14 protein-coding genes and 1 tRNA gene are annotated in these 12,979 nt (G+C 69.0%); 9 read left to right on the forward strand and 6 right to left on the reverse strand.

Annotated features, from left to right (window positions below; all coding sequences use genetic code 11):
• Nucleotides 1-54 precede the first annotated feature (54 nt).
• The 4 genes from IT40_RS24905 to lpxK all read left to right on the forward strand — a co-directional run bounded on the left by IT40_RS24905 (nucleotide 55) and on the right by lpxK (nucleotide 2,968).
• A tRNA-Leu gene (locus IT40_RS24905) sits at nucleotides 55-140 on the forward strand.
• 347 nt (nucleotides 141-487) lie between these two features.
• Nucleotides 488-733 carry a DUF4170 domain-containing protein gene (locus IT40_RS24910; protein WP_036760816.1) on the forward strand — a complete coding sequence of 82 codons (246 nt, stop codon included), beginning with the start codon at nucleotides 488-490 and terminating at the stop codon, nucleotides 731-733.
• A gap of 16 nt (nucleotides 734-749) precedes the next feature.
• Nucleotides 750-1,982, forward strand: a complete 1,233-nt coding sequence (locus IT40_RS24915; RefSeq protein WP_036760794.1) for a 3-deoxy-D-manno-octulosonic acid transferase — start codon at nucleotides 750-752, stop codon at nucleotides 1,980-1,982.
• Nucleotides 1,979-2,968: a tetraacyldisaccharide 4'-kinase gene (gene lpxK, locus IT40_RS24920; RefSeq protein ID WP_036760795.1), complete on the forward strand. Its 990-nt coding sequence runs from the start codon at nucleotides 1,979-1,981 to the stop codon at nucleotides 2,966-2,968. Before IT40_RS24915 ends, lpxK begins: the two co-directional genes overlap by 4 nt.
• 79 nt (nucleotides 2,969-3,047) lie before the next feature.
• Here the strand turns inward: lpxK and IT40_RS24925 are convergent, their stop codons facing one another.
• Both IT40_RS24925 and IT40_RS24930 read right to left on the reverse strand, forming a co-directional pair.
• Complete coding sequence (locus tag IT40_RS24925) at nucleotides 3,048-3,704, reverse strand: DsbA family protein (RefSeq protein ID WP_036760798.1); 657 nt, start codon at nucleotides 3,702-3,704, stop codon at nucleotides 3,048-3,050.
• Nucleotides 3,701-4,276, reverse strand: a complete 576-nt coding sequence (locus IT40_RS24930; protein ID WP_036760800.1) for a DUF721 domain-containing protein — start codon at nucleotides 4,274-4,276, stop codon at nucleotides 3,701-3,703. Before IT40_RS24930 ends, IT40_RS24925 begins: the two co-directional genes overlap by 4 nt.
• A gap of 151 nt (nucleotides 4,277-4,427) precedes the next feature.
• Here IT40_RS24930 and IT40_RS24935 point away from each other — a divergent pair, with 151 nt between their 5' ends.
• Together IT40_RS24935 and IT40_RS24940 are read left to right on the forward strand one after the other, a co-directional pair.
• The gene (locus IT40_RS24935) at nucleotides 4,428-5,438 is read left to right on the forward strand and encodes an A/G-specific adenine glycosylase (protein ID WP_116171261.1); all 1,011 of its coding nucleotides are present in this window, start codon (nucleotides 4,428-4,430) and stop codon (nucleotides 5,436-5,438) included.
• A gap of 58 nt (nucleotides 5,439-5,496) precedes the next feature.
• Nucleotides 5,497-6,633 (forward strand): alkane 1-monooxygenase, encoded by a 1,137-nt coding sequence (locus IT40_RS24940; RefSeq protein WP_036760805.1) that lies wholly within the window; start codon nucleotides 5,497-5,499, stop codon nucleotides 6,631-6,633.
• A 138-nt stretch (nucleotides 6,634-6,771) separates the two neighbouring features.
• Here the strand turns inward: IT40_RS24940 and IT40_RS24945 are convergent, their stop codons facing one another.
• The 4 genes from IT40_RS24945 to IT40_RS24960 form a co-directional block, all read right to left on the reverse strand.
• Nucleotides 6,772-7,902, reverse strand: a complete 1,131-nt coding sequence (locus IT40_RS24945) for a site-specific DNA-methyltransferase (RefSeq protein ID WP_036760807.1) — start codon at nucleotides 7,900-7,902, stop codon at nucleotides 6,772-6,774.
• A gap of 88 nt (nucleotides 7,903-7,990) precedes the next feature.
• Entirely contained in the window at nucleotides 7,991-8,623 is a 633-nt protein-coding gene (locus IT40_RS24950) for a ribonuclease HII (RefSeq protein WP_036760808.1), read from the reverse strand.
• The gene (locus IT40_RS24955) at nucleotides 8,620-9,099 is read right to left on the reverse strand and encodes an ureidoglycolate lyase (protein ID WP_036760810.1); all 480 of its coding nucleotides are present in this window, start codon (nucleotides 9,097-9,099) and stop codon (nucleotides 8,620-8,622) included. The genes IT40_RS24950 and IT40_RS24955 overlap by 4 nt, the downstream gene beginning before the upstream one ends.
• Nucleotides 9,100-9,156: 57 nt before the next feature.
• Nucleotides 9,157-10,332, reverse strand: a complete 1,176-nt coding sequence (locus IT40_RS24960; protein WP_036760811.1) for an MFS transporter — start codon at nucleotides 10,330-10,332, stop codon at nucleotides 9,157-9,159.
• A 277-nt stretch (nucleotides 10,333-10,609) separates the two neighbouring features.
• Between IT40_RS24960 and IT40_RS30360 the strand changes: the two genes are divergently transcribed.
• The 3 genes from IT40_RS30360 to IT40_RS24970 all read left to right on the forward strand — a co-directional run bounded on the left by IT40_RS30360 (nucleotide 10,610) and on the right by IT40_RS24970 (nucleotide 12,909).
• Nucleotides 10,610-10,780, forward strand: coding sequence for a hypothetical protein (locus IT40_RS30360; RefSeq protein WP_243700273.1), 171 nt, complete (start codon nucleotides 10,610-10,612; stop codon nucleotides 10,778-10,780).
• Between the two features lie 21 nt (nucleotides 10,781-10,801).
• Nucleotides 10,802-11,359 (forward strand): GntR family transcriptional regulator, encoded by a 558-nt coding sequence (locus tag IT40_RS24965; protein ID WP_243700274.1) that lies wholly within the window; start codon nucleotides 10,802-10,804, stop codon nucleotides 11,357-11,359.
• 110 nt (nucleotides 11,360-11,469) lie between these two features.
• Nucleotides 11,470-12,909: a L,D-transpeptidase family protein gene (locus tag IT40_RS24970; protein WP_036760813.1), complete on the forward strand. Its 1,440-nt coding sequence runs from the start codon at nucleotides 11,470-11,472 to the stop codon at nucleotides 12,907-12,909.
• Nucleotides 12,910-12,979: the final 70 nt, after the last annotated feature.

The following is a 12,979-nucleotide window of genomic DNA, read 5'->3' on the forward strand; positions in this document are numbered from 1 at the left end:
CGCCGCGACGGAGGCTTGCCAATCCCCCGCCCGCCCGCTAGCCAATTCCCCGGCGCGGGCGTGGCGGAATGGTAGACGCATGGGACTTAAACTCCCTGGGGCGCAAGCCTGTGCGGGTTCGAGTCCCGCCGCCCGCACCATATTCCCGCATATCCTTCCCCCCATGGTCCGGCGGCCTATAGCCTGATCCGCACCACCAATCCCTTCCGGCCCCTGCCGGCGGCATATCCTTTGCCAGCACCAGCCGCCGCCTGGCCCTCGAAAAGGGGCAAGGAAAAGCGCACCGGTTCGCCTTTCCCTGCCGCCCGAAAGGCCCTTACCACCACGCTCGGGCCTGTCCGGGGGTGCCGCTTGCACCGCATGCCATCCCTACCCCGGCGGCCCTTTCGCGGCAAACGCCAACCGCGCGCGATTTTAAACAAATCGCCTTGGTTCCCCCGCCCGGCTCGGCTAGGTTCGCGCCGGAATCCGAACCCAGGAGAACATGATGGCACAGCGCCTCCACCTCGTTTTCGGTGGTGAACTTGTCGATCCCACCCGCACCGAGTTCCGCGACACCAGGGACATCCATATCGTCGGCATCTTCCCGGACTACGCCCAGGCCCATGCCGCCTGGAAGGCCGAGGCGCAACGCACCGTGGACAGCGCCCATACCCGCTATTTCATCGCCCACCTGCACCGGCTGCGCGACGAAGAGCGCGAGGTCAGCCCGACCGAGGAACTGGGCAGCTAGGCCCCCGCGAATCGCGATGCTTCCCGCCGATGCAACCGCGTCCCTGGCGCTTTGGCTGCACCTGCGCCGCCGCGCGGCGCTGGCCGGCAGCCCGGTCGAACTCCCCGAGGCCCCGCCGGGCGAGGGGCCGCTGGTCATGGTGCATCTGGCGGAACAGGCCGAAGAGCCGCCGCAGCCGGGCGCGCTGGTCAGGGCGCTGCTGGCCCGGCGGCCGGGGCTGCGCTTCGCCTTTCTCGGCGCGCCCTTGGCCCCGGACACCCTGCCTGCCGGGCTGCGCGCCGTGACCCTGCCCCGGCCGCAGGATCCGGCCGCGGTGCGCGAGGTGATCCGGGCGCTGCAGCCGCGGGCGCTGCTGGTCCTGGGCGACCAGCTTCCGGCCGCGCTGATCTCGGGCGCGGCCGAGCAGAACCTGCCGGTCATCCTGTGCGAGGCGCGGCTCGTGGCCCATGCCCGGCGCGGATCGTGGCGCGGCGCGGTCAATCGCGGGCTGATGGGCAAGATCGCCCGCATCCTCGCCCCGGACCCGACCGCCGCCGCCGCCGCCCGGCAATTGGGCGCCCCGCCCGGCCGGATCGAGCTGACCGGCCCGATCACCGAGACACGGCCGCCCTTGGCCGCCAACGAGGCAGAGCGGCGCGCGCTGGCCCAGATCCTGGCCGGCCGCCACAGCTGGCTGGCGGCCTGTCCCACGCTACCCGAGGCCAAGGCGGCACTGGCCGCGCACCAGGCCGCGCTGCACCACAACCACCGCGCCTTGCTGATCCTGGCCGGGCTGCCGGCCGAGACGATCCCCCAGGTCCGGGCCGAGGTCGAGGCGCTTGGCCTGGCCGCCGTGCTGCGCTCGGACGACGAAGACCCCTCGCCCGACGATCACGTGCTGATCGCCGAGGACACGCAGGAGATGGGCCTGTGGTATCGGCTGGCACCGGTCTGCTTCATGGGCGGCACGCTTCTGCCCGGTCCGGGCCTGGCGCCGCGCCACCCGTTCGAGCCGGCGGCGCTTGGCTCGGCCATCATCCACGGCCCGCTTACCGAGGCGCATGGCCCGGAATGGACACAGCTCGACGGGGCCTCGGCCGCGCGGCTGGTGACCGAGGCGGCCGGGCTGACGCGCGCGGTCGCGGATCTCTCGGCGCCGGATCAGGCGGCGATGCTGGCCGGCAACGCCTGGTCGGTCAGCACCGGCGGCGCCGCCGTCCTGGGCCGCATCGCCGATACCGTCCTCGAGGCCATGGAGAACCCGCAATGAGCCGCCGCGCCCCCGATTTCTGGTTCCGGCCGCCGGGGCTCAAGGCGCGGCTGCTGGCGCCGCTGGGCGCGCTTTACGCCGCGGCCACCGCCCGCCGCCTGGTGCGGGGGCCACGCACGCGGCCGGGGGTGCCGGTGATCTGCATCGGCAACCTGAACGCCGGCGGCACCGGCAAGACGCCCACCGCCATCATGCTGGCGCAACTCTTGCAGGACCGCGGCGTTGCCGTGCATGTGGTCTCGCGCGGCTATGGCGGCAGCGAAAAGGGACCGCTGCGGGTCGAGGAATCGGGCCACAAGGCGGCCGAGGTCGGCGACGAGCCGCTGCTGATGGCCGCCTTCGCCCCGGTCTGGGTCGCCGACGACCGACAGGCGGGCGCAAGGGCGGCGGTCGAGGCCGGGGCGCAGGCGATCCTGCTCGACGACGGTTTCCAGGATCCGGCGCTGGCCCATGACCTGGCGCTGGTGGTGGTCGATGCGGCCAAGGGCTTCGGCAACGGGCTTTGCCTGCCCGCGGGGCCGCTGCGCGAGCCGGTGGAACGCGGCCTCGCCCGCGCCGACCTGCTGCTTTCGATCGGCGAGGCCCCGGCCCAGGCGCAATTCGCCGCGGCCTGGGGGGCGCATCTGTCCCTGCCGCACCTGACCGGCCGGCTTGCGCCCCTGCAGACCGGCATGGACTGGCAGGGCCAGCGCGTGCTGGCCTTTGCCGGCATCGGCCATCCCGAGAAATTCTTCGCCACCTTGCGCGACTTGGGCGCAGAGGTGGCCCGCGCCGAGGCGCTGGAGGACCACCAGCCCTTCACGCCGCAGCTGCTGACCCGGCTGGAAACCGAATCGCGGCTGATCGGCGCGCAGCTGGTGACGACGGAAAAGGACGCGGTGCGGCTGCCGCGCGGCTTCCGGCCCAAGGTGCTGGCCCTGCCGGTGCGGCTGCAACTGGAGGACCCGGCGCCGCTTGCCGACCGGCTGGCCGCGCTGGGATTGTGAAAGGCCCCGAAACGGGTCCGGGGCCTTCCGCTTTCTCCGTTCTCCAAATACTCCCGCGGCCGCGCCGCCCGGAGATCGCTCAGCCTTTCTCGGCCAGCTTGGCGTCGATGATCTTCTTCAGCTCTTCCCAGGGCTGGTTCTGCACCTTTTCGCCGGCGATGATGAAGGTCGGCGTGCCCTCGACCTGGTCGGCGGTGGCATGGGTCTGGAAGGTGGCGACCAGGTCCGCGACCTTCTGCTTGTCGTTCCAGCAGGCATCCATCTGCTCGGTCGTCATCCCGGCCTTGGCGCCGATCTTGCGCAGGTTCGCCGCGATCTCGTCGCCCGATTTCGCGTTCAGCCAGTTCTTCTGGTCGTCGAAGATCAGGTCCGAGACAGCATAGTATTTCTCGTCCCCGCCGCAGCGGGCAAGGATGCCGGCCCAAAGCCCGACCGCATCGAAATAGACGTCGCGCTGGATGAAGCGCACCTTGCCGGTATCGACATATTCCGCCTTCAGCCTGGGCAGGTTCTCGTCATGAAAGACCGCGCAATGGCTGCAGGTGAAGCTGGCATATTCGATGATCGTGACCGGGGCGTCGGCCTGGCCCAGCGCGATGTCGGGCAGAACCTTGCCCTCCGGCGCCGGCTCGGCGGCATTCTCGGCGGGTTTCGCCTCTTGCGCCATCGCGGGCAGCGCGGAAAGGGTCAGCGCGGCCGTGGCGGCGGCGATCAGGGAGCGGCGAAGCAGCATCATGGATTGGCCTTTCGGTCGTTGGCGTCCCGGCGGGACAGGATGTTCAGCGCCAGCCGCCGCATGGCGGCGGACAGCGCGGGATTGTCGAAGCCCGAGGCGATGGCCTCGGCCTGGGCGAGGTCTTGCGGACCCGGCGCAGCCGCGCGGCGCGGCGCGGCAAGGAACGCGGCCTGCCCCTCGGCAAAGCCTTCCGCGCCTTGGGCATCGGCCCCTTCGGCAAAGCCGACGGGCGCGGTCTGGGTCAGCACGATGCGCGAGACGGCGTTGAAGCCGTAGCAGGCGTTCACCCGCGCGCGGATCTGTTCCAGCTGCATGCCGATCAGCGGCGCCTGCGCCCCCGGCACCAGCAGCGTCAGCGTGGCGCCCATGGACTTGCCATGGCTGATCCTGACCGGGCGGGTATGGGCGGCAAGCTCGGGGCCGACCACCTCGGGCCAATGGGTCAGCAGCCGGGTCGCGGCAAAGCCCCGGCCCTCGCCCACCGCCTTGACCCGATGCGCGACCAGCTGGGCCGCGGCCTCGAAGCCGCGCATCCGGCGGCGGGGCTGGGTTTCGGGTTTCTTCTGGGCCATCGGGCGACCATATGGTTTATCTGGCGCGCAGTCTGGACCGCGGCGCGCCCGGATACCAGAGAGACGAGGCTGAAAATTGCGTGACCCCAGGGTGATCCCGACCGAGCTGCTGGCATGGTACGACCGCCACGCCCGCGTGCTGCCATGGCGCATGCCGCCGGGCGGCGGCGCGGCCGACCCCTATCGCGTCTGGCTGTCCGAGGTCATGCTGCAACAGACCACCGTCGCCGCGGTAAAGTCCTATTTCCAGCGCTTCACCAGCCTCTGGCCCACGGTCCACGACCTTGCCGCGGCCGAGGATGCGCAGGTCATGGCGGAATGGGCCGGGCTTGGCTATTACGCCCGCGCCCGCAACCTGGTCGCCTGCGCCCGCGCGGTCGCGGCCATGGACGGATTCCCCGATACGCGCGAGGGGCTGGCGGCCCTGCCCGGCATCGGCGCCTATACCTCGGCCGCCATCGCCGCCATCGCCTTCGACCGGCCCGAGACAGTGGTGGACGGCAATGTCGAGCGCGTGGTCGCACGGCTTTTCGCGGTCGAAACCCCGCTGCCCGCCGCCAAGCCGGAACTGGTCGCGCTGGCCACCCGCCTGACCCCGCCCCGGCGGTCGGGCGATTTCGCCCAGGCCATGATGGACCTGGGCGCGACCATCTGCACGCCCCGCAGCCCGGCCTGCGGCATCTGCCCGATCATCCCCCATTGCGCGGCCCGCGCGCAGGGCATCGCCGCGGACCTGCCGCGCAAGGCGCCGAAGAAGGCCAAGCCCCTGCGCCGCGGCATCGTATGGATCGGCTTTGCCGAGGGCGCGGTCCTGGTCGAGACCCGGCCGGACAGGGGCCTGCTGGGCGGCACGCTGGCCTTTCCCTCGACGGGCTGGGACGGCTCGGACCTGCCGCCCCCGGCGTCCGCGGACTGGCAAGAGATCGGGCTCGTCCGCCATGTCTTCACCCATTTCGCGCTGGACCTGACGGTGATGTCCGCCCCCTTGACCGCGGCACCGCAGCGCGGCAGTCTGGCACCGTTCAGCGAGTTCAGACCTTCCGCCCTGCCAGGGCTGATGCGCAAGGCCTGGGCGCTTGCCCGCCCCGAAACCGCAACCGGGTCTGCGACAACCGGTCGCCGTGGCAAGCCATGGCGAAACCCGCCACAGTCCCCCGCGTGACACGCATTTCTCCCGGCTGCTCAAGCCCCGTATCAAGACCGATTATTTCGTTGCCCCCATGCAAACCGCTTTTCGTTCCCGTCTGATCGACGCCCTGCCCTTCTGGCTTTCGCTGGGCATGGTTCCCCTTTTCCTCATCGCCGCGCGTTTCGGCGGCTGGTGGTTCCTGCTGATGCCGCTCTACGCCTGGTATCTGATGACCATGCTGGACGCGATCCTGGGCCTGAACGAGGAAAACCCCGACACCGAAACCCCCGAGGCGCAGCTGTTCTGGTATCGCGCCATCACCGTGATCTGGTTCCCGATCCAGGCGGCGATGATCTTCGGCGCGATCTGGTATTCCGCCCGCAGCGGCCTGACCGGCTGGGAAAGGCTCGGCCTGTTCTTCGGCATCGGCGTGGCCTCGGGCACCATCGGCATCGTCTATTCCCATGAATTGCTGCACCAGAAGAACCGGCTGGAGCGCTGGATGGGCGACCTGCTTCTGGCCTCGACGCTTTATTCGCATTTCCGCACCGAGCACCTGCTGGTGCATCATTCCTGGGTGGCGACGCCGCGCGACGCGGTTTCGGCCCGCTACAACGAAGGGTTCTTCCGCTTCTTCCTGCGCGTGCTGGCCGAATGCCCGAAAAGCGCCTGGCAGGCCGAGGCGCGGCGGCTGACCCGCGCCGGCCGGTCGAAATTCGACCGCCGCAACCCGTTCTGGCGCTATGGCGCGCTGCAACTGGCGATGCTGGCCCTGGCGGCGGCGCTTGGTGGCTGGCAGGGGATCTTGCTGTTCCTCTGGCAGGCCTTCGTCGCCGTCTGGCAGCTGGAGCTGACCAATTACGTCGAACATTACGGGCTGACCCGCAAGCATCTGGGCGAGGGCCGCTATGAACATGTGCTGCCGCGCCACAGCTGGAACAGCGCGCACACGGCGACGAACTGGCTGCTCATCAACCTGCAACGCCATTCCGACCATCACTACAAGCCCGACCGCCGGTTTCCGCTGCTGCAAAACTATAGCGAGGAAGAGGCGCCGCAATTGCCGATGGGCTATCCGGCCATGACCTTCCTGGCCATGGTCCCGCCCCTGTGGCGGCGGCGGATGAACCCCCGCGTCCGGGCCTGGCGGCGGCAGTTCTATCCCGAGATCACCGATTGGCAGCCCTATAACCGCGGCAAGCTGCCGATGCCGCGCGGCGCGCTCTAGCGCCGCCGGCGCAGGCCGCCCCACCGGTTCCGGCAAAGCTGAAAAGGCCCCGCCCGGCGGCATGCCGCAGGACGGGGCAAGGCGGTCCCGGCCGCACCAGAGCTTGCGGAGCCTCGGGACTTGGCGAAAGCGGAAAACTCAGTGGGCGCGGCCTTCCTCGGCCTCCATCTCGGCGCGGATCTGCTGGCGCAGGATGTCGATGGGCACCATCCGCCCCTCGCGCCGGAAATGCCAATAGGTCCAGCCGTTGCAACTGGGCGCCCCTTCCAGCGCCGCGCCGACCTGGTGGATCGAGCCCTTCACGTCATTGCCGATCAGGCTGCCATCGGCGCGCACCTTGGCCTTGTGGCGGTTGTTGAGCGAATAAAGCTCCTCGCCCGGCCGCAGCATCCCGCGCTCGACCACCTGGCCGAAGGGCACGCGCGGCTCGGCGCGCTTGGGCTTGATGGTGGCGATGGCCTCGCTGTCGAACTTGCGGATGCGGGCAAGGCGCTTTTCGGCCACCTCGCGATAGGCCTGCTCACGCTCGATGCCGATGAAGTCGCGGCCCAGCATCTTGGCCACGGCGCCGGTGGTGCCGGTGCCGAAGAACGGGTCCAGCACCACGTCGCCGGGATTCGTGGACCCGACCAGGATGCGGTGCAGCAGCGCCTCGGGCTTCTGGGTCGGATGCGCCTTGGCGCCCTCCGCGTCCTTCAGCCGCTCGCCGCCGGTGCAGATCGGCAGCACCCAGTCGGAACGCATCTGCACGCCCTCGTTCAGCGACTTCAGCGCCTCGTAGTTGAAGGTGTATTTCGCGCCCTCGGACTTGCTGGCCCAGATCATCGTCTCATGCGCATTGGTCAGCCGCTTGCCGCGGAAATTCGGCATCGGGTTGGCCTTGCGCCAGACCACGTCGTTCAGGATCCAGAAGCCCTGGTTCTGCAATTCGGCCCCGACGCGGAAGATGTTGTGATACGAGCCGATGACCCAGATCGCCCCGTCGAGCTTGAGGATGCGCCGCGCCGCCGCCAGCCAGTCGCGGGTAAAGCGGTCATAGGCGGCGAAACCGGAAAACTGGTCCCAATGGTCGTCCACCGCATCGACGCGGGAATTGTCCGGCCGGTGCAGCTCGCCCTTCAGCTGCAGGTTATAGGGCGGGTCGGCAAAGATCAGGTCGACGCTGGCCTCGGGCAGCGCGTTCATGATCTCGATGCAATCGCCGGCGAGAATCTGGTTAAGCGGAAGCGTTCGCGCCGCAGCGCGGGATTTGGTGTCAAGCTTGGTCATCACTGCCTCGGGTTTCGGCTATTGGTTTGCCGATTTGCTGGGGCCGATAATGAGTCACAGCCGATTCGCCGTCAAATTCTTTTTCGAATCAACAGCTTGCAGTTTCTTCTTTACACAATATCTTGTGGACCGGGGCAAAGCTGCGCCTATGATATGGGGTCACGCCCAGATCTAGCAGCGCCTGGCGATGCGCCGGGGTCGGATAACCGGCATTCGCCTCCCAGCCGTATCCGGGATGCTGTTGCGCCAAATCCACCATGATGCGATCGCGCAACAGTTTGGCCAGGATCGAGGCCGCCGCGATCGACAGGCAACGCGCATCGCCGCCGACCACGGCCTGCCCCGGCAGGTCCAGCTCGCGCGGCAGCATGTTGCCGTCGACCAGCACCAGGCAGGGCCGCCGGCGCAGCCCGGCGATGGCCCGGCACATCGCCAGGTGCGAGGCGCGCAGGATGTTCAGCCGGTCGATCTCCTCGACGCTGGCATGGCCGACGGCCCAGTCGCAGCGCGCCATGATCAGCTCGGCCAGCACCTCGCGGCGCTTCGCCGTCAGCTTCTTGGAATCGTTGAGCCCCTCGGGAATGCAGGTGACATCCAGGATCACTGCCGCCGCCGTCACCGGCCCCGCCAGGGGTCCGCGCCCGACCTCGTCGACGCCGGCGACGAACCGCGCGCCCTCGCGCAGCGCGGCCTCCTCCAGGGCATAGTCGGGCAGGCTCATGCCTCGACGGTGACGGGGGCGATCGCGACCTCCTCCAGGTTCACCCCCCCGCCCTCGCGATCCACGACCAGAAAATCGGCCGGCCGGTCCAGCGGCGTCAGCACGCCGTGCCAGACCCCGGCGCGCAGATTCACCCCCATGCCCGCCGGCACCAGGAAGGCGATGGGCGCGCCCGGCCGCCCGCCCTCGTCCGGGGCGACGATCGACAGCCAGGGATCGGGCCCCAGCGGCACGAAGGCCTGCGAGCCCAAGGGATGCCGCTCCAGCAGCGCGCAGTCATAGGGCAGGCTCACCGGCTCGGACCGGAAGATCGAGATGATCGCCTCGCCCCCGCCGCGCTCGACCGTGGCCAGCGCGTGATGGCGCTCGCAGCGCCCGGCGTTGATCATCTTGCTGGGTGCCTCGCGCGGGGTCAGCAACTCGCCGAAAGGGGCGAACTCATCGGCCGTGATCGGCCTTGCCTTGATCGTCGTCATGTTTCTTTCGTGCCCAAATATCCCGGGGGTCCGGGGGCAGCGCCCCCGGCCCGAACTCTACAACCGCCCCATCCGCGGCAGGAAGATGGTCAGCAGGCCCATCAGCGGCAGATAGGAGCAGACCTGATAGACGAATTCGATCCCCCTGGCATCGGCGATCACCCCCAGCACCGCCGCGGCGATCCCGCCCATGCCAAAGGCGAAGCCGAAGAAGATGCCGGCGATCATCCCGGTCCGCCCCGGCACCAGCTCCTGGGCAAAGACCACGATGGCCGGAAAGGCCGAGGCCAGGATCACCCCGATCACCACGGTCAGAAGCCCGGTCGCGACCAGCCCGACATGCGGCAGCACCAGGGTAAAGGGCAGGATGCCCAGGATCGAGAACCAGATCACCTTCAAGGGCCCGACCCGGTCGCCGACCAGCCCGCCCAGCATGACGCCCGCCGCCATCCCGCCCAGGAACAGGAACAGCATCACCTGCGCATGCTGGGTGCTGAGCCCGAATTTCTCGATCAGGAAGAAGGTGTAATAGCTGGAAATGCTGGCGGTATAGATGTTCTTGGTGAATGTCAGCAGCGCCAGCACCACGATGGCCAGCGCCACCCGCTGGCGGGTGAATGGCAGGGCCTCGGCGGGACGCGCCGAGGCGGCCTTGCGCCGCCCGTCGGCCCAGCTGCCGATCCGCCACAGGATCGCCGATCCCGCCATGGCCGCGATCGAGAAGATCGCGACCGATGGCCGGCCCAGCGGCACCACGATGAAGGCCGCCAGCAGCGGCCCCAGCGCCGCCCCGAAATTACCGCCCAGCTGGAACAGCGACTGCGCCGTACCGAATCGCCCGCCCGAGGCGATGCGGGCCACGCGCGAGCTTTCGGGATGGAACACCGCCGAGCCGATGCCGATCAGCATCGCCCCCGACAGGAGCACCCAATATTCATGCGCCAGCGCCAGCAGCAGCACCCCGACGAAGGTCGAGCCCATGCCGACGGCCAGCGAACGCGGCATCGGGTTGCGGTCCGTGACCATGCCCACCACCGGCTGCAAAAGCGAGGCCGTGACCTGGAAGGCAAAGGTCATCATGCCGATCTGCCAATAGGACAGCGCGAATTCCTCGCGCAGCAACGGATAGATCGCGGCCAGCATGGACTGCATGATGTCGTTGATCATGTGGCACAGGCTGATCGCGACCAGAACCGTCCAGGCCGTGGCGGAAACGCCCTGGCCGCGGAACATCGAAGCTTCCGACACGGCAACACCTCTTGAGAATCGCCCGATTTGTCCCGTCCGGCCGGCAAAATGTCAACCGTGGCAGGCGGAACACGGCCGGCCGGCGCGATTGTCCTTGACCCTCACGGGAATTTGCTCTCAAAAACTAAACCAATAAGTTTACTTAAGCCTCTGGTCGGGCGAGACATGTGGCACGGCCTTGTTGCAGCCTCGGTGCCGCGAACCGTTTGATCCAGACGTATCGAGTTCTGCCGCCCCCTCGACGCAAAGACATATTCCAGAGATGATTGAACTTCCCCGCCACCTTGCCCAGGCACTTTCGGCCGAACAACAAGAGCGCAAGCGTCGGAACATGACCTGGCAGGCCGTCCAGGAAGAGGTTCTGACCCGGATCCACGACGGCCATTGGCCCGAGGGCGAACTGATCCCGACCGAGGCCGAGCTGGCGACCTAATTCGGCTGCGCCCGCGCCACCGTGAACCGCGCCCTGCAGACCCTGGCGCAAAGCGGCGTCCTGGAGCGCCGGCGCAAGGTCGGCACCCGCGTCGCGCAGCACCCGCGCGTGCAGATGGTGCGCTTCCTGCTGCGGCGCGAGATCGAGGCGGCGGGCAAGGCCTATGGCTATGCGCTGCTGGACTACCAGGAATGCCCGCCCCCGGCCGATGTGGCGCAGGCCATGCTGCTGCGCACCGACGACAGCCTCTTGCGCATCAAGGCCCGGTTCAGCGCCGACGAGGCGCCCTATTGCTGCGAGGAACGCTGGATCAACAGCTACGCCACCCCCGGCCTGACCCGCGAGGCGCTGTTGCAGATGAGCCCCTGCGAATGGCTGCTGGGCCATGTGCCGATCAACCGCGCCAGCATGGCGATCGGGGCGACGCTGGCCGGCTCGGGCTTCGTGGCCGAGGCGCTGGGACTGGCGCCGGGCGATCCGGTCCTGGTCACCGAACGGATCGACTGGCTGAACAACATGCCGGTTTCGCTGACGCGGCGCTATTTCCCGCAACACCACCGCTTCGCCGCCACGATCTGAGCCGGGCGTTCAACCCGAGTTGACCGGCTCTTGCTTGCCTTGCGCGGCACATTTGGCCAAATGTGCCCGACAAAAGCAAAAGACCACAGGCAAACAGAACGGTTCCGAGCATGTTCCCGACCCGACCCCGCACGGGCCTTTTTCCGCATCTCGCGCTGGCCGCGGCCACCCTTGTGCTGCCGCTTTCCGCCGGCTGGGCGCAGACGGCAGCGCCCGCCTCCGGCACCTCGGCGCAGGTCGCGGCGCCCACGCCCAGGGCCCTGGCCTCGATCACCCCGGCCGAGATCGAGGCGGCCGTCTATGACGGCACCGACCTGCCCGCGGGCCAGTCCGCCCTGACCGCCAAGGTGCAGATCCTGCTCGACCGCGCCGGCATCTCGCCCGGCGTGGTGGACGGCTGGCGCGGCGGCATGAGCGAAAGCGCCATCATGGCCTTCCAGCGCCGCTCTGGCCTGCCGATGACGGGGCGCATGGATCACGCGGTCTGGGATCTGCTCCAGGGCTATGCCGCCGCGCCGCTGACCATGGCCTATACCATCACCGAAGAGGACGCGACCGGCCTGGTGGACCGCATCCCCTCGGATTATGCCGAAAAGGCGGCGATGAGTTCGCAGGGCTATACCAGCGTGCTGGAAAAGCTGGCCGAACGCTTTCACATGGACGAGAAGTTCCTGGCCAAGCTGAACCCCGGCGCCCGCTTCCAGCCCGGCGAGACGATCCATGCCACCGTGCCCGCCAAGCCGATCCGCGCCAGCGTCACCCGCATCATCGTGGACAAGGAAACCCGCCGCGTCGCCGCCTATGACGCCAAGGGCAACATGGTCGCGGACTACCCGGCCACCGTCGGCTCGGCCGACACGCCCTCGCCCCACGGCAACCACGTGGTCGATGCGGTGGCGCTGAACCCGACCTATACCTACAATCCGCACCGCAACTTCAAGCAGGGCGAGAACGACCGGGTGCTGATCATCCCGCCGGGGCCGAACGCGCCGGTCGGCAATGTCTGGATCGACCTGTCCGAGCCGACCTATGGCATCCACGGAACCGCGACCCCGTCGCAGCTGTTCCTGAACCAGTCGCATGGCTGCGTGCGGCTGACCAACTGGGACGCATGGGAGCTGGCGCATATGGTCAAGCCCAAGGTGACGACGGTCGAATTCCTGCCCCCCGGCGTGCGGATCGCCGATGTGACCGGGATCTCGCCCGTGGCGGCGGCAACGCAGACGGCGGCGGTCGCGGCCATCGCCAGCACGCGCCCGCCGGCCCGCGGCGACCGGCTGCCGCCGGCCGCACCCGCGGCAGTCGCCATCCCCGCCGCCGCGACCATGGCCGAGGCCGCCGCAGCGACCGCCGCCGCCGTGGTCACGCCCGAGCCGCTGGTCATCACCCCCGACGTCCCGGCCTCGAACGAGCCGCTGGTCCCCGAGGCGGCCCCGGCCCTGCCCGTCCAGGAAGAGCCGGAATATCCCTCGGACGCGGTGCTGCCGGAAAGCCTGCCCGGACAGGCGCCGGGCAGCGTGACGCTGTATCCCCAGGCCGGGCAGCCCTGAGGATGCGCTGGCTGGCGCCGATTCTGGTGGCGATGGCCGCGCTGCTGACCGCCCCCGCATCGGCGCAGGA

The organism is Paracoccus versutus, from assembly GCF_000763885.1.
Lineage (GTDB): Bacteria > Pseudomonadota > Alphaproteobacteria > Rhodobacterales > Rhodobacteraceae > Paracoccus > Paracoccus versutus.